The 14,660-nt window shown below is 68.4% G+C and carries 15 protein-coding genes; 7 read left to right on the forward strand and 8 right to left on the reverse strand.

Annotated features, from left to right (window positions below; all coding sequences use genetic code 11):
- The first annotated feature begins 56 nt into the window (after window positions 1–56).
- The 3 genes from OG609_RS22815 to OG609_RS22825 all read left to right on the forward strand — a co-directional run bounded on the left by OG609_RS22815 (window position 57) and on the right by OG609_RS22825 (window position 1,604).
- A complete protein-coding gene (locus OG609_RS22815) occupies window positions 57–557 on the forward strand; it encodes a BlaI/MecI/CopY family transcriptional regulator (RefSeq protein WP_327274510.1) in 501 nt (166 codons plus the stop codon).
- A 9-nt stretch (window positions 558–566) separates the two neighbouring features.
- Window positions 567–1,124, forward strand: a complete 558-nt coding sequence (locus tag OG609_RS22820) for an amino-acid N-acetyltransferase (protein WP_327274511.1) — start codon at window positions 567–569, stop codon at window positions 1,122–1,124.
- Between the two features lie 144 nt (window positions 1,125–1,268).
- The gene (locus OG609_RS22825; protein ID WP_093894032.1) at window positions 1,269–1,604 is read left to right on the forward strand and encodes a histone-like nucleoid-structuring protein Lsr2; all 336 of its coding nucleotides are present in this window, start codon (window positions 1,269–1,271) and stop codon (window positions 1,602–1,604) included.
- On the opposite strand, the gene OG609_RS22830 is transcribed toward OG609_RS22825, so the two are convergent.
- Window positions 1,583–2,191: an SCO3374 family protein gene (locus tag OG609_RS22830; protein WP_327274512.1), complete on the reverse strand. Its 609-nt coding sequence runs from the start codon at window positions 2,189–2,191 to the stop codon at window positions 1,583–1,585. The two genes, OG609_RS22825 and OG609_RS22830, sit on opposite strands and share 22 nt — an antisense overlap.
- Before the next feature lie 428 nt (window positions 2,192–2,619).
- On the opposite strand from OG609_RS22830, the gene OG609_RS22835 reads away from it, so the two are divergent.
- The 3 genes from OG609_RS22835 (at window position 2,620) to OG609_RS22845 (ending at window position 6,754) form a co-directional block, all read left to right on the forward strand.
- Window positions 2,620–5,148 carry an ATP-dependent Clp protease ATP-binding subunit gene (locus tag OG609_RS22835; RefSeq protein ID WP_093894034.1) on the forward strand — a complete coding sequence of 843 codons (2,529 nt, stop codon included), beginning with the start codon at window positions 2,620–2,622 and terminating at the stop codon, window positions 5,146–5,148.
- 167 nt (window positions 5,149–5,315) lie between these two features.
- Window positions 5,316–5,639, forward strand: coding sequence for a hypothetical protein (locus OG609_RS22840; RefSeq protein ID WP_327274513.1), 324 nt, complete (start codon window positions 5,316–5,318; stop codon window positions 5,637–5,639).
- A 437-nt stretch (window positions 5,640–6,076) separates the two neighbouring features.
- On the forward strand, window positions 6,077–6,754 hold the full coding sequence (locus OG609_RS22845; RefSeq protein WP_327274514.1) for a M23 family metallopeptidase: 678 nt from the start codon (window positions 6,077–6,079) through the stop codon (window positions 6,752–6,754).
- A gap of 36 nt (window positions 6,755–6,790) precedes the next feature.
- Here the strand turns inward: OG609_RS22845 and OG609_RS22850 are convergent, their stop codons facing one another.
- The gene (locus OG609_RS22850) at window positions 6,791–7,375 is read right to left on the reverse strand and encodes a TetR/AcrR family transcriptional regulator (RefSeq protein WP_327274515.1); all 585 of its coding nucleotides are present in this window, start codon (window positions 7,373–7,375) and stop codon (window positions 6,791–6,793) included.
- A 124-nt stretch (window positions 7,376–7,499) separates the two neighbouring features.
- Here OG609_RS22850 and OG609_RS22855 point away from each other — a divergent pair, with 124 nt between their 5' ends.
- Window positions 7,500–9,071 carry an MDR family MFS transporter gene (locus OG609_RS22855; protein ID WP_327274516.1) on the forward strand — a complete coding sequence of 524 codons (1,572 nt, stop codon included), beginning with the start codon at window positions 7,500–7,502 and terminating at the stop codon, window positions 9,069–9,071.
- 124 nt (window positions 9,072–9,195) lie between these two features.
- Here the strand turns inward: OG609_RS22855 and cseC are convergent, their stop codons facing one another.
- From cseC to OG609_RS22885, 6 genes are all read right to left on the reverse strand, one after another.
- Window positions 9,196–10,578 carry a two-component system sensor histidine kinase CseC gene (gene cseC / locus OG609_RS22860; protein WP_327274517.1) on the reverse strand — a complete coding sequence of 461 codons (1,383 nt, stop codon included), beginning with the start codon at window positions 10,576–10,578 and terminating at the stop codon, window positions 9,196–9,198.
- Complete coding sequence (gene cseB / locus OG609_RS22865) at window positions 10,575–11,279, reverse strand: two-component system response regulator CseB (protein WP_327274518.1); 705 nt, start codon at window positions 11,277–11,279, stop codon at window positions 10,575–10,577. The genes cseC and cseB overlap by 4 nt, the downstream gene beginning before the upstream one ends.
- A 10-nt stretch (window positions 11,280–11,289) precedes the next feature.
- Entirely contained in the window at window positions 11,290–12,030 is a 741-nt protein-coding gene (locus OG609_RS22870) for a hypothetical protein (protein WP_382902946.1), read from the reverse strand.
- A complete protein-coding gene (locus tag OG609_RS22875; RefSeq protein WP_327274519.1) occupies window positions 12,018–12,668 on the reverse strand; it encodes a SigE family RNA polymerase sigma factor in 651 nt (216 codons plus the stop codon). Before OG609_RS22875 ends, OG609_RS22870 begins: the two co-directional genes overlap by 13 nt.
- 174 nt (window positions 12,669–12,842) lie before the next feature.
- Window positions 12,843–13,745, reverse strand: a complete 903-nt coding sequence (locus tag OG609_RS22880; protein WP_327274520.1) for an A/G-specific adenine glycosylase — start codon at window positions 13,743–13,745, stop codon at window positions 12,843–12,845.
- Window positions 13,746–13,889: 144 nt separating this feature from the next.
- On the reverse strand, window positions 13,890–14,534 hold the full coding sequence (locus tag OG609_RS22885; protein ID WP_327274521.1) for a phosphatase PAP2 family protein: 645 nt from the start codon (window positions 14,532–14,534) through the stop codon (window positions 13,890–13,892).
- Window positions 14,535–14,660 lie beyond the last annotated feature (126 nt).

The following is a 14,660-nucleotide window of genomic DNA, read 5'->3' on the forward strand; positions in this document are numbered from 1 at the left end:
CCCTTTTGCTGCGTAAATAGCCGAGCATTCCTGGCATCTGGCACTAAAGTGACATTGTGCCCCGCCAATTGGGAGATCTGGAAGACGCCGTGATGACGCGGGTCTGGCAATGGAACCGTCCGGTCACCGTGCGGGAAGTCCTTGAGGACCTTCAGCAGGAACGCTCCATCGCCTACACCACCGTCATGACGGTAATGGACAATCTCCATCAGAAGGGCTGGGTGCGCAGGGAAGTCGACGGCCGCGCATATCGATATACGGCGGTCTCCACCCGCGCCGCCTACTCGGCCGCACTGATGAACGAAGCATGGTCGCGCAGCGACAACCCCGCCGCCGCTCTCGTCGCCTTCTTCGGCATGATGTCCGCCGAGCAGCGTGAGGCCCTCAAGGACGCCATGCGGATCGTTCTGCCCGACCTGCATGGGGCCGCCGAGCTGTCGTCCGATGAAGCGGCGGATGAAGCGACCCGTGAAGAGGTCGATGAACCGACTGATGAACCGGCCGGAGAAGTGACCGAAGATCCGGCCGATGGCGCGGACCCGGAGACCGGGCGATAGCGTCTGGGTATGTCCTCAGAGCTTCCGCATACCGATTTCCGTACCGAGCCGTCGGTTATAAACGTGGCCATCACAGTCCGTCGTGCCAGGACCAGCGATGTGGCATCGGTCCGCCGTCTCCTCGACGGGTACGTACGCGAAGGCATCCTGCTCGACAAAGCAACGGTGACGCTTTACGAGGACATCCAGGAGTTCTGGATCGCAGAACGCGACGAGGACGCCCGGGTCATCGGCTGCGGTGCACTGCATGTCATGTGGGAAGACCTCGCAGAAGTGCGCACTCTCGCGGTCGATCACAGCATCAGGGGTGCCGGAGTCGGGCATCAAGTACTGGACAAGTTGTTGCAGACTGCCCGTTGGCTGGGTGTACGGCGGGTTTTCTGTCTCACCTTCGAAGTCGACTTCTTCGCGAAGCACGGCTTCGTGGAGATCGGAGAGACGCCGGTCGACGGAGATGTCTACAGCGAGCTGCTGCGTTCCTATGACGAGGGTGTAGCAGAGTTCCTGGGTCTCGAACGAGTGAAGCCGAACACCTTGGGCAACAGCCGGATGCTTCTGCACCTGTGATCGCCACAAGAAGCCGTGGCCCTATGTCCGAATCGCACATGTTTCCCGTCTTCTCGGGATCCTGAACCTCTCCCGGGGGTTTGTGTTTTCCGGGGAAAAGCGGTTTCCTTTCCGCGTACTGCATTTTCGATGAAAGGAAATCCGGTGGCACAGAAGGTTCAGGTCCTTCTTGTCGATGACCTCGACGGTGGCGAGGCGGACGAGACAGTGACGTTCGCTCTGGATGGCAAGACGTACGAGATTGACCTCACCACGAGCAACGCGGACAAGCTCCGTGGTCTTCTTGAGCCGTACACCAAGGGTGGCCGGCGTACGGGTGGCCGTGCAGCGGCCGGCCGTGGCAAGGGCCGTGCCGTTACGGGTGGCAACAAGGACACCGCGGAGATCCGTAAGTGGGCGCGCGAGAACGGCCACAATGTGAATGACCGCGGCCGTGTTCCCGCGGAGATTCGTGAGGCTTACGAGAAGGCCAACGGCTGAGCTGTCGACTCATCGGTCGACCGCCCCGTTCGGGCGCGCATCAACCGGACCCGGTGGCATTCCGTCGCCACCGCGTCCACGAGCCGTGCGAGATCGGGAGCATCCCCACCCCTGCTCCCGAGGCCGACGAGGGCCGGGAGCTCCGGCTCTCCCTCGTGCCGCAGCCCGGGGGGCCGCAGCCATACGGCGGCCCCCGACCGGCCCGCCACCCGACCGGGCGGCGTCGGCGCAGTGATCCGACCGCCCGTACCGATGGCGGTCAGCGAGAGGGTGACCCCGCCCCACTCCAGCCAGTCGAGCAGCCCGGGCAGCTCGTCGGCGCTTCCCGCTGCCACCAGCAGGCTCATCCGCGAGCCCGTCAGCGCGACAGGTCCGGTGCGGCCCACCCGCCGCAGCGCGGCATGGCCGGCGGCCGCAGGCGCCTGCAGGACGTCGAACCGCAGCCCGGTCAGCAACCGCACCGGTGTGGTGCCCTCCGTTGCCCAGCCGAGCTCGCGCTCGTACCACTGCGCCCACCGTGCGCTATCGGCGTGGCCCTCCTGCTCGTCGGCGACCGACGGCAGGGTGGACGGGACGGTGATGGCCATGTCGGGAGAACGGCCGAGTCACCCCAGGAGTTACGCAGAGTCTGCGGTCGAATGCTCAGCGTGTCCGAGATGGGGGCGTAGGGGCGCATTCGGGAGCGTGTAGATGTTCGCCCGTAGCGGAGGGAACCGGCGTGCGCCGCATGGACTGTCTGTAATTGCGGGTAAGACATCCCTAGTGGGGAGGGGCGACACGCAGGCTCGGGCATCTCACGTTCGCCATCGGCGTACTGGTGAAAGGGGTATCTGCCTGGCCTGCGGGAACATCGTCTCGCACCATCGGGTTGGAGCAGATGTCGGCGTTCGGGGCAGGAGGCCTAGGACGGTGTCGGCAGTTGGAATGAGCGGTCCCCGCTTGCGGGACTAAGCTGCGGAAGGACAGGGAGGGGACCGACCCCTTACTGCCTGACCGCTCTGAGGAGCGATTAACGATGTTCGAGAGGTTCACCGACCGCGCGCGGCGGGTTGTCGTCCTGGCTCAGGAAGAAGCCCGGATGCTCAACCACAACTACATCGGCACCGAGCACATCCTCCTGGGCCTTATCCATGAGGGTGAGGGTGTCGCCGCTAAGGCCCTGGAGAGCCTCGGGATTTCGCTCGAGGCGGTCCGCCAGCAGGTGGAGGAGATCATCGGCCAGGGCCAGCAGGCCCCGTCCGGGCACATCCCCTTCACGCCCCGGGCCAAGAAGGTCCTGGAGCTGTCGCTCCGCGAGGCCCTCCAGCTCGGCCACAACTACATCGGCACCGAGCACATCCTGCTCGGCCTGATCCGCGAGGGCGAGGGCGTCGCAGCCCAGGTCCTCGTGAAGCTGGGCGCCGACCTGAACCGGGTGCGGCAGCAGGTCATCCAGCTGCTCTCCGGCTACTCGGGCGGCAAGGAGGCGGCAACCGCGGGCGGCCCCGCGGAAGGCACTCCCTCCACGTCCCTGGTGCTCGACCAGTTCGGCCGGAATCTCACCCAGGCCGCTCGCGAATCCAAGCTCGACCCGGTCATCGGGCGCGAGAAGGAGATCGAGCGGGTCATGCAGGTGCTGTCCCGCCGTACCAAGAACAACCCGGTTCTCATCGGCGAGCCCGGCGTCGGCAAGACGGCGGTCGTCGAAGGACTGGCGCAGGCCATCGTCAAGGGCGAGGTGCCCGAGACCCTCAAGGACAAGCACCTCTACACCCTCGACCTCGGTGCGCTGGTCGCCGGCTCCCGCTACCGCGGTGACTTCGAGGAGCGCCTGAAGAAGGTCCTCAAGGAGATCCGCACCCGCGGCGACATCATCCTGTTCATCGACGAGCTCCACACCCTGGTGGGTGCGGGCGCCGCCGAGGGCGCGATCGATGCCGCCAGCATCCTCAAGCCCATGCTGGCCCGCGGCGAGCTGCAGACCATCGGCGCCACGACGCTCGACGAGTACCGCAAGCACCTGGAGAAGGACGCCGCTCTCGAGCGCCGCTTCCAGCCCATCCAGGTCGCGGAGCCGTCGCTGCCGCACACCATCGAGATCCTCAAGGGTCTGCGCGACCGCTACGAGGCCCACCACCGCGTCTCCATCACGGACGAGGCGCTGGTCCAGGCCGCGACGCTGGCTGACCGGTACATCTCGGACCGCTTCCTGCCGGACAAGGCGATCGACCTGATCGACGAGGCCGGTTCCCGGATGCGCATCCGCCGGATGACCGCGCCGCCGGACCTCCGCGAGTTCGACGAGAAGATCGCGGGCGTCCGCCGCGACAAGGAGTCCGCGATCGACTCGCAGGACTTCGAGAAGGCCGCGTCCCTGCGCGACAAGGAGAAGCAGCTTCTCGCCGCGAAGACCAAGCGCGAGAAGGAATGGAAGGCCGGCGACATGGACGTCGTGGCCGAGGTCGACGGCGAGCTGATCGCCGAAGTCCTGGCCACCGCGACCGGCATTCCGGTCTTCAAGCTGACGGAGGAGGAGTCCTCCCGTCTGCTGCGCATGGAGGACGAGCTCCACAAGCGCGTCATCGGCCAGAAGGACGCCATCAAGGCCCTCTCGCAGGCGATCCGCCGTACGCGAGCCGGTCTGAAGGACCCGAAGCGCCCCGGTGGCTCGTTCATCTTCGCCGGCCCGTCGGGTGTCGGTAAGACGGAGCTCTCCAAGACGCTCGCCGAATTCCTCTTCGGCGACGAGGACGCGCTGATCGCCCTCGACATGTCGGAGTTCAGCGAGAAGCACACGGTTTCCCGCCTCTTCGGTTCTCCCCCCGGCTACGTGGGTTACGAAGAGGGTGGCCAGCTCACCGAGAAGGTGCGCCGCAAGCCGTTCTCCGTCGTCCTCTTCGACGAGGTCGAGAAGGCCCACCCCGATATCTTCAATTCCCTGCTCCAGATTCTGGAAGACGGTCGCCTGACCGACTCCCAGGGCCGGGTCGTGGACTTCAAGAACACGGTCATCATCATGACGACCAACCTCGGGACCCGGGACATCTCCAAGGGCTTCAACCTGGGCTTCGCCGCCCAGGGTGACGTCAAGACCGGCTACGAGCGGATGAAGAACAAGGTCAACGAAGAGCTCAAGCAGCACTTCCGCCCCGAGTTCCTTAACCGTGTCGACGACACGGTCGTCTTCCACCAGCTCACCGAGGAAGACATCATCCAGATCGTCGACCTCATGCTGGCCAAGGTGGACGAGCGCCTGAAGGACCGCGACATGGGCATCGAGCTGAGCTCGGAAGCCAAGTCGCTCCTGGCGAAGAAGGGCTACGACCCCGTGATGGGCGCCCGGCCGCTGCGCCGGACGATCCAGCGCGAGATCGAGGACATCCTCTCCGAGAAGATCCTCTTCGGTGAGCTGCGCCCCGGTCACATCGTGGTCGTCGGCACCGAGGGTGAGGGTGAGGAGAAGAAGTTCACCTTCCGCGGCGAGGAGAAGTCGGCTCTGCCCGACGTCCCCCCGATCGAGCAGGCGGCAGGCGGCGCGGGCCCGAACATGTCGAAGGACGTGTAAGGAAGCTCCTGAGCGCCTGAGCATCTGAAGGGGCTGCCCCGGAACCGTGAGAACGGTCCGGGGCAGCCCCTTTTGCCGTGCCGCCGTGCCCGCGGTGCTGCCGTCAGTGGCGAGCGGCACGCAGTCCACTCGCCGGCCGCCGCGTTGCCGGGGGGATCTGCATCGCGATGCCGAGCAGGACGTTCCCGGCCAGGACCGGACCGCCGGACATGCCCCGTAACGACGGAGGTCCGGACGGGCGGCGGGCCGTCCAGCTCGCGGACCAGCAGGCCGCGCAGGCGTCCGGCCACGGGCAGGACGGTGGCGGCGTACTGGTCGGCCTCCAGATGCTGCTCGGGGCCGTACTGCTGGATGTCGGGGGAGCCGGTGATCTCGCAGCCGGGGAGCGCCTGGCCGCTGGGGAGGACGCCGAGCCGCACGGGGGCGACCGGGCTGCGCCGCCCCGTTGTGCCTGCGGCGTCACTGGCCATGGCCTGTCCCCCGGGAGCTGAGCCGGTCGCCGTGTCAGCGTAGTCGGGTTGCAGGCCGAAGGCCCCGAATCGGACGGCCTCAGGCCCCATCGCCAGTGACAAGGCACACAGCCCGTTCCGGGCCTACTAGGGGTGATAGGGGCAGGCGCCGTGATCGCGGCGGGGGCCTTTGCCCCTGCGTGGAGAGGGGTTTTCGGAGGTGGGAGGAGAGAAGCCCGGATCGCCATGTTTAGTCCGATTAGGGCGGTTTGGAACTGGGGTTAAACCTGTCCGAAACGAGAGTTTCGATGAGTCCGGAAATGGGGCGCACGAAACCTGTGCCGGTGAATTCCCGGGGCTCATGCTACGGCTTTTGTTCGTAGATGGGGTGTTTGAGCATTGGTGTGGTTGCGGGTTACCAAGGGATGACCAGCCCGGCGGAAGCGTCGGGTCCAGTCGTCTCCGGAGGTTCTCCGCTTATGTCGAAGCGCGTTTCGTTCCACTCCCGTCGTCCGTCCCTGTCCCGTGTCCGTGGTGCCGTCGTGGCAGCCGGTCTGGGGACGTCGATGGTTCTCGGTGTGGGCGCTGCGTTCGCGGCCGGCACGGCGGGTGCCCCCGACGCCGCGAACCTGATCAACATCAGTGCGGCCGAATCGGTCGCCAAGCAGGCGGCCGCGCAGGGCAAGGCGGCCAAGGCTGAACGTGCGGCGGTCAAGAAGGCGGCCGTGAAGAACGCTGCCGCCTGGGAGACTCCGGTGCGCCACTATGTGCTGAGCGCGTCCTTCGGCAATGACGGCGCGCGCTGGGCCCACAAGCACTCCGGCCAGGACTTCGCCGTGCCGATCGGCACCAAGGTGAAGGCCGCGCACGGCGGCACCGTCGTGAAGGCCGGTCCGAACGGCGGCGGTGACGGCCCCGCGTACGGCAATGCCGTCGTGATCAGCCACGGCAACGGCGTGTACTCGCAGTACGCCCACCTGTCGCGGATCGATGTGCACATCGGCCAGACCGTGAAGACGGGCGAGAAGATCGCCCTCTCCGGCAACACCGGAAACTCCAGCGGCCCGCACGTGCACTTCGAGATCCGGACCACGCCGAACTACGGTTCCGCGATCAACCCGGTCTCGTTCCTGCACAAGCACGGCGTCATGGTCTGACCCGACCGGGACGCACCCCTCAGGGCCTGTCCGGCCCTACTCGGCGGACCCCGGGCTGTGCGCCCGGGTGACCAGATCGAAGGCGACTTCGAGGACGGCCTTGCGCTTCTCCTCGGGGTCGCCTTCGAAGTCTTTGAGGGCGAACATGCCCGCGTGCATCGTGAAGAGCGCGGTGAAGCAGCGCACCTGGTCGGCCAGCGGAGCATCGGGTTCCCTGATCAGATCGACCAGTCCGACGATGCGGTCCTTGATGGTCTTGCCGATGCTGAGCTCCCGTACGGTCGCCTGGTTCTCCTGCATGAACTGGAAGAGCGGGGCGGCGGCGGTCAGCGCCTCGCTGTAGCGGCGCAGGATCTCCTTCTTCGTCTCCAGGCTGTGGGGCTGGCCCCTGCCCCACTCGATCAGCTCCTCGACCGGCCGGTTCAGGTCGTCGAAGATGCTGGCCAGGATGTCTTCCTTGGTCTTGAAGTGGTAGTACAGCGCGGCCTTGGTGACATCCAGCCGCTCGGAGATCTCGCGCAGTGAGGTCTTCTCGTAGCCCTGTTCGGCGAAGAGTTCCAGGGCGACGTCCTGAATGCGCTGGCGTGTGTTGCCCCGGCGCGGCTGCGGTGTGCTGCCCATGGCGCTCTCCCTCGATACTTACTTGACGCCCGGCTAGTTACGGGTCTACTTTCCCCAGTGTAGTCAACTAGCCGGGCGGCAAGTAAGTGCCCGGTACGCACAGGGGATCAGGGGAGTGGGGACCATGTCGGACCTGAAGAAGGCGGCGGACGGAGAGGTGGACGACCGGCCTGTCGGGAAACCCGAGAAGCGGCAGCGCAGCGTCCAGGTGGTGATGCTCGCCCTGATGATCACGATGCTGCTCGCCATGCTGGACAACCTGATCGTCGGCACTGCCATGCCGACCATCGTGGGTGACCTCGGCGGCCTGGAACATCTGTCCTGGGTCGTCACCGCGTACACGCTGGCCACCGCGGCCTCCACCCCCATCTGGGGCAAGCTCGGCGACATGTACGGGCGCAAGGGCATCTTCCTCACGTCCATCGTGCTCTTCCTGATCGGCTCGGTATTGAGCGGAATGGCCCAGGACATGGGTCAGCTGATCGGCTTCCGGGCGGTCCAGGGACTCGGCGCGGGCGGCCTGATGGTCGGCGTCATGGCGATCATCGGCGACCTGGTGCCGCCCCGCGAGCGAGGCAAGTACCAGGGGATGATGGCCGGTGTGATGGCGATCGCCATGATCGGCGGACCGCTGGTCGGCGGCACCATAACCGACCACCTCGGCTGGCGCTGGAGCTTCTACATCAACCTGCCGCTGGGCGCGGTCGCCCTCGCCATGGTCACCGCCGTGCTCCACCTGCCCAAGCGGGAGCGCACCGAGGCGAAGGTCGACTACCTCGGCGCGGGTCTGCTGACCCTCGGTATCACCGCGATCGTGCTGGTCACCACCTGGGGCGGTTCGGAGTACGACTGGAACTCCGCTGTGATCATGGAGCTCATAGCGATCGGTGTCGCCTCGCTCGTCGGCTTCCTCTTCGTCGAGACGAAGGCTGCAGAACCGATCATTCCGCTCCACATCTTCCGGAACCGCAACTTCACCCTGATGTCCGTCGTCGGCTTCATGTCGGGCTTCGTGATGTTCGGTGCGGTGCTCTTCCTGCCGCTGTTCCAGCAGTCCGTCCAGGGCGCGTCGGCGACCAACTCGGGTCTGCTGCTCCTGCCGATGCTCCTGTCGATGATGGTCGTCTCGCTGATCGCGGGACGGGTCACCACCAGCACCGGCAGGTACAAGATCTTCCCCGTGGTGGGCTCGGTCCTGATGGTGACCGGTCTGTTCCTGCTGTCGCAGATGGACACCGGCACCACGCGGTTCACCTCGGGCATCTACATGGCGGTGCTCGGTGCGGGCATGGGCTTCCTGATGCAGATCACCATGCTCGTCGCGCAGAACAGCGTCGAGATGAAGGACATGGGAGTCGCCTCCTCCGCGACCACCCTCTTCCGTACGCTCGGCAGTTCCTTCGGTGTCGCGATCATGGGGGCGCTGTTCACCGGGCGGGTGCAGGACGAGATGGTGGCCCGCGGCGGCGGGGGAGCCACGGCGAGGTCCGCGCAGCTGGACGCGGCGAGCCTGGCGAAGCTGCCGGATGCGATGCGTGAGGCGTACCAGTTCGCGGTGTCGTCCGGTACCCACATCGCGTTCCTGGTGGGTGCCTCGGTCGGAGTGATCGCCCTGCTCGCGTCGGTGTTCGTCAAGGAGGTCCCGCTGCGGGGAGCGGGCCCGGAAACCGTGTCGTCGAACGGTGTGCAGGAGTAGGCCGCGGTCGCCGGACCCAAGCAGCACGAGGCCGTCTGATCGCTTCGCGCCGCACGAGCGGTGTACGAGCCGCGCACGAGGAGGCTCCCGGGGCGCGCCCCGGGAGCCTCCTCCCGTATCCGGTTCAGCCGTCGGACCGCCTGCGGCCGGACTCCGCGCTCTGGCCGTCGCCGCTGCCCGGCGTGCGCTGTTCGGACAGGCGCAGGATCGGGAAGCTGCCGGTGTTCGTCGGCGCGTGCTCGGGCAGCCACAGCACGGCGATCGCCCCGCCCGCGCCCTTCGCCGCCCCTTCCGGCGCCGCGTTGCGGAAGGTCAGCCGGGCCCCGAGGACCCGCGCCTGACCGGCCGCGATCGTCAGCCCCAGACCGTGTCCGTGTCCGGCCCGGTCGCTGCTTCCGGTACGGAACCGGCTCGGGCCCTCACGCAGCAGCGCCGCCGGGAACCCGGAACCGTGATCGCGGATCCGCACCACCCGGCCCTCGACCGTGACCTCCACCGGGGTGGCACCGTGCTTGGCGGCGTTCCCCAGCAGATTGCCGAGGATCCGCTCCAGCCGGCGCGGATCGGTGCTGACCCAGGACTCGTGGACGACCTGCACCCGCACATCCGGGTCCAGCAGCGCGACCCGCCGGCTGACGAACTCACCCAGCGAGATCTCCTGCAGCTCGGCCCGCTCCGACGCACTGTCCAGCCGGGCCACCTCCAGCACATCCTCGACCAGGGTGCGCATCGCCTGCGCCCGGTCCCGTACGAGCTCGGTGGGGCGGCCCGGCGGCAGCAGCTCGGCCGCCGTCAGCAGACCGGTCACCGGGGTACGCAGCTCGTGCGCGATGTCCGCGGTGACCCGGCGCTCCGCCTCGATGCGTTCGTTCAACGCGTCCGTCAGCGCGTCCACCGCGCGGGCCAGCTCATCGGTCTCGTCCTGGACGACACCGCCGACGGCCTCCCTGACACGCACATCCGTATTGCCCTGCGCGACCCTGCCCGCCGCGGCCGCCGCCTTGCGCAGCCGGCGCGACAGCTGCCCGCCGATCAGCACACCCAGCGCGCAGCCGCCGAACACCACCGAGACCGAGCCGATGATCAGCGCCCGGTCGAGATCGCCCATGATCGTGGCGCTGCGGTCGGCGAAACGGGTGTGCAGCGAGAGCACATCGCCGTTGCCGACCGGCACGGCCGCCCACACATCGGGCACCCCGTTCCTGGTCTCCTCGACATGCGTGGCCCGCCGGTTCCTGTTGGTCTCCGCGCGCAGGCTGCGCGGCATCGTCGGGTCGTTGAGCTTGGCTCCGAACCGGGGGTCGGCCTTCTGCGTCTTCTTCGCCTCGTACAGCAGCTGCGCGTACGTCAGCCGCTCCAGCTGGACCTCACGCGCGTTCTCCAGCATCGAGACCCGGGCGGCGTTGTGGACGACGAAGCTGAGCGCGACCGCGGTCAGCGCGCCGACCGCCGCGATCGCGATGCTGATCTTCCAGCGGACACCCGTCCGCAGGGCGAACCGCTTCATGGCCGGAGTTTGTAGCCGAAGCCGCGGACCGTCTCGATCCGGTCCTGGCCGATCTTTGTGCGCAGCCGCTGCACATGGACATCCACGACCCGGGTGTCACCGCCCCACCCGTAGTCCCAGACCCGCTCCAGGAGCTTGTCGCGGGAGAGCACCGTGCCGGGCGCGGCGGAGAACTCCAGCAGCAGCCGCATCTCGGTCGGGGTCAGCGCCACCTGCCGGCCGCCCCGGTGGACCTCCATGCCCTCGGTGTCGATCGCCAGATCGCCGAAGACCAGCACCCCGCCGACGGGCTGCGGCTCCGGCTCCCCGTTGCCCGGCTGCCCGCCCGACGCATGACCGAAGCGGCGCAGCACGGCACGGATCCGGGCGACCAGGACCGCCCCGTCGAAGGGCTTGGTGACGTAGTCGTCGGCGCCGGCCTCCAGGCCGAGCACCACATCGATCGAGTCGGCCCGGGCCGACAGCATGATCACCGGGACCGTCGACTCGTCGCGGATACGACGGCAGAGGCTGACCCCGTCGAGCCCCGGCACCATCACATCGAGCAGGGCGATGTCGGGACGGTCGGCCCGGAACGCGGCGAGCCCCGACAGTCCGTCGGGCATCGCGGTGACCGCGAAGCCGTCGCGCTCCAGCGCCAGCTGGGTGGCCTCGCGGATGACGTCGTCGTCCTCGACGAACAGGACGTGGGTCTCGGCCATCGGACTGCTCTCAGTTCCCCGCCGGTTCGGCGGATTGCGGAAGCCCGGCTTCCCCACTGCCGACGGCTCGGTTGAAGTCGTTGTGCACCCGGTCGTGCTCGCTGAACCGGTTGTCCGCCCAGCGGTAGGTGATCACTTCCTCGCCGGAGGGGTACGCGACCGAGTCCTTCTTCTCGTACACCTGGGCCGTCACCACCAGATCACCGCGGTCGATGGTGCCGTACACCGCGGGCTGCTCCATGGCGAACACGTTCTCGTACGTGCCGTTGCCCCGCTGGCGGTACACGTAGGTTCCGACGCCCACCGAATCGCCGCAGGTCATCACGTTCACCACGACGTCGGCCGAGGGGCCGCCGGTCATGGTGCCGTACGAGGTGTCCACCGGGTACTCGGAGCCGCTGCAGGGCTCCAGATCCGTCCTGACCCGCTCGCTGACCTTGGGGTCCCGCTTGAGCAGCGCCACGGGATCGATCCGGGGCGTGGGCTTCGCCGTGGACGTCGGATCGGCGCTCGGCGTGACCTGGGCGACCGCCTGGGTGCCTGCCGGACCCTCGTCACGGGTGCCGGTACCGCCGGTGGAGCAGCCGACGGCGAGCAACCCGAAAGCGGCGAGCCCGACCAGGGTCGTGGTGCTCGCCGCCCAGCCGGTCAGGACCCGGCCGCGACTGCCGGTGGCCCCGCGGCCACCGCCGTCTCTTGCGCCGCCACGGTCGCCGTTACCGCTGTCACCGCTGGCTGTCAGGCCGCGCACCGCTCCCGCCCCCGTTCGTCCATACGCCTGCCCGCCTGCGCCCGTACCTGCGCCGTTGCCCGCGCACGCACCGGAGCGCCGACGGCCGGAGCACGGTCGGCCGCCGTCAGACCCCGCTCCTCCCGGAGCCGGGCCTCCCTGCTCGCTGCCTCACGGCTCTCCAGCTCCTGGCGCAGTCGCGCCAGCGCACGGTGCAGCGTGCTCTTCACCGTACCGGCCGACATGCCGAGCGCCGCAGCCGTCTCCTCCGTACTCATCTGCTCCCAGTGTCGCAGCACGACGACGCTGCGCTGCTTGGGAGCCAGTACGCCCAGCACATCCATCAGCAGGGCGCGGTTTGCGCGCTGCTCGGTGCCGTCATCGACGCTGGCGTCGGGCAGCTGCTCGGTGGGTACCTCGTCCAGCTTGCGGGCCCGCCACCACTCGGTACGGGTGTTGATCATGACGCGGCGCAGATAGGCGTCGGCGAGGGATTTGTCGGCGATGCCGTCCCAGCGGCCGTACGTACGGACCAGGGCGGTCTGCAGCAGGTCCTGCGCATCCACGGGGTCGGGGACCAGTCGGCGTGCACTGCGCAGCAGTGCCTCCTGCCGAGTGCGTACGTACTCCTCGAATTCGAGCACCTCGCCCTGCGCCATACCAACCGCCTCCGTCCCCGTAGATCCCCGTAGAACCGCCGTCAGCCAACGATCGGCCGGGCTGACGTCGATGACGCTACGGAGCTGTTGTCACGGGGCTGTGCGGAGCAGCCATACGCTGACGCACGGCTGTCCATCGGTTGTGTAACAGCGGGGAGAGGGCGGCAGGGACCCTCAGCTCAGCGGCAGCCGGTACTGGCCGTCGGCCAGCGGCTCGACCAGGCCGTCCGCGACCAGGCCGTCCAGCGCGCGGGCTCGCTGCACCGGTTCGTCCCACACCGCGTCCAGTGCCGACTGCGGCACCGGTGCCACGGCCTCGCGCAGCACGGCGAGCAGCCGTCCGCGCACCTGCCGGTCCGTGCCGGCGTAGGTCTGACCGCGCCGCGGGGGCCCCTGGTGGGCGGGCTTTCCGGCCAGCCGCCAGGCGCACTGCCCGGCGATCGGACAACGTGTGCAGTCCTCGTTCTTGGCGGTGCAGACGAGGGCGCCGAGCTCCATCGTCGCGGCGGCCCAGCGGGCGGCCCGTTCGTCCTCCTCGGGGAGCAGGGCCCGGGCGAGCTTGCGTTCGGCGGCGGTGGTCGCGTTCGGCGGGTACTGGATGCCGGTCGCGGCCCGGGCGAACACCCGGCGGACGTTCGTGTCGAGTACGGCATGCCGCTGTCCGTACGCGAACGAGGCCACGGCCGCCGCGGTGTACTCACCGATCCCGGGCAGTGCGAGCAGCTGACCGTGCTCGCTCGGTACGTCGCCGCCGTGCCGTTCAGTTATTGCCTGCGCGGCCCCGTGCAGGCGGAGCGCCCGGCGGGGGTAGCCGAGCCGGCCCCAGGCGCGGACCGCCTCACCGGGCGGCTCGGCGGCCAGATCGGCCGGGCGCGGCCAGCGGGCCAGCCACTGTTCGTACACCGGGAGGACCCGGCTGACGGGGGTCTGCTGCAGCATGAACTCGCTCACCATCACACCCCAGGCGCCCGCTTCGGGGCGGCGCCAGGGCAGATCGCGGGCGTGCTGTTCGAACCACCCGATGACGGGATCGTGGAGGGAGGCGGGGGGCGTCTGTGTCGAAGTCATGGCAGTCATCGCATTGCCGATCCTGACACGGAAGGGCAGAGGACGGCTCCGCGCACGGTGGTGTCGCTCCTCCTCAGGGCCCTTGGGGTGATATTGCCACCCGTCTGTCCCCGCAATATCCGGCAACCGGCCCAAGGAGACGCCCCCCGGCCGTCAGTGCCGCTTGCCCCGCCGCCTGGACCGGCCGGCCGCCGCCCCCGGGCCCGACGCCCAGACGGCCAGGGGCGCTCCGCTGCCCCGCATCGTCCGGACGAGCGACCGTGCCGGCCGGTACAGCACGGCGACCGCCACGGCGGCCACCACCGCGCCCAGCAGCAGACCGACCGCCACGTCATGCGGATAGTGCACCCCGACGAAGACCCGCGAGAAGGCCATCAGCAGGGCCAGCGGCACGGTGAGCCAGGCCAGCCGGGGCCGGGCGATCGCCAGGGCGACGGCTGCCGCGCCGGCGATCGCTGAGTGGTTGCTGGGGAACGACCAGTCGCCCGTCGGCGGACACGGCACCAGCGAGGCCGCTGCCCCGACGACCGCTCGGCACGGGCGTTCCTCGTCCACCACCGACTTGAGCATCTCGCTGCCCACATAGGCGAAGGCCGTCGCAATGGGTGCGAGCACAGCCAGCGCCAGGGCGCCGTCGTCCGCCCGTCGGGCACGCCACCACCCGGTGATGAACAGGACGCCGAAGACCAGGAGTCCGAGCTCCGTCCATATCTCGGCCAGGTGTTGCACCCATGACGGCATGTCATGCGCGAAGTCGGTGATGTCCCGGTAGAGCGGGGCAGTAGATGAACTATCCATGTGACAGAGGGTAGTCAACAAAACCGGGTGGCCACCTTGGGCGACCTCCGGGGCCCAACTCGGCGGGCGTACGGGGCCGGAGCAGGCCGTCCCGAGATGATGATCCGCAAAACTTCAGGGCCGGGC

This window comes from Streptomyces sp. NBC_01224 (assembly GCF_036002945.1).
Taxonomy (GTDB): Bacteria; Actinomycetota; Actinomycetes; order Streptomycetales; family Streptomycetaceae; genus Streptomyces.

Coding starts and splice junctions, on each gene's coding strand:
- OG609_RS22820 (WP_327274511.1), top strand. CDS start 567: ATGTCCTCAGAGCTTCCGCATACCGATTTCCGTACCGAGCCGTCGGTT.
- OG609_RS22830 (WP_327274512.1), bottom strand. CDS start 2,191: ATGGCCATCACCGTCCCGTCCACCCTGCCGTCGGTCGCCGACGAGCAG.
- OG609_RS22835 (WP_093894034.1), top strand. CDS start 2,620: ATGTTCGAGAGGTTCACCGACCGCGCGCGGCGGGTTGTCGTCCTGGCT.
- OG609_RS22840 (WP_327274513.1), top strand. CDS start 5,316: ATGCCGAGCAGGACGTTCCCGGCCAGGACCGGACCGCCGGACATGCCC.
- OG609_RS22845 (WP_327274514.1), top strand. CDS start 6,077: ATGTCGAAGCGCGTTTCGTTCCACTCCCGTCGTCCGTCCCTGTCCCGT.
- OG609_RS22850 (WP_327274515.1), bottom strand. CDS start 7,375: ATGGGCAGCACACCGCAGCCGCGCCGGGGCAACACACGCCAGCGCATT.
- OG609_RS22855 (WP_327274516.1), top strand. CDS start 7,500: ATGTCGGACCTGAAGAAGGCGGCGGACGGAGAGGTGGACGACCGGCCT.
- cseC (WP_327274517.1), bottom strand. CDS start 10,578: ATGAAGCGGTTCGCCCTGCGGACGGGTGTCCGCTGGAAGATCAGCATC.
- cseB (WP_327274518.1), bottom strand. CDS start 11,279: ATGGCCGAGACCCACGTCCTGTTCGTCGAGGACGACGACGTCATCCGC.
- OG609_RS22875 (WP_327274519.1), bottom strand. CDS start 12,668: ATGGCGCAGGGCGAGGTGCTCGAATTCGAGGAGTACGTACGCACTCGG.
- OG609_RS22880 (WP_327274520.1), bottom strand. CDS start 13,745: ATGACTGCCATGACTTCGACACAGACGCCCCCCGCCTCCCTCCACGAT.
- OG609_RS22885 (WP_327274521.1), bottom strand. CDS start 14,534: ATGGATAGTTCATCTACTGCCCCGCTCTACCGGGACATCACCGACTTC.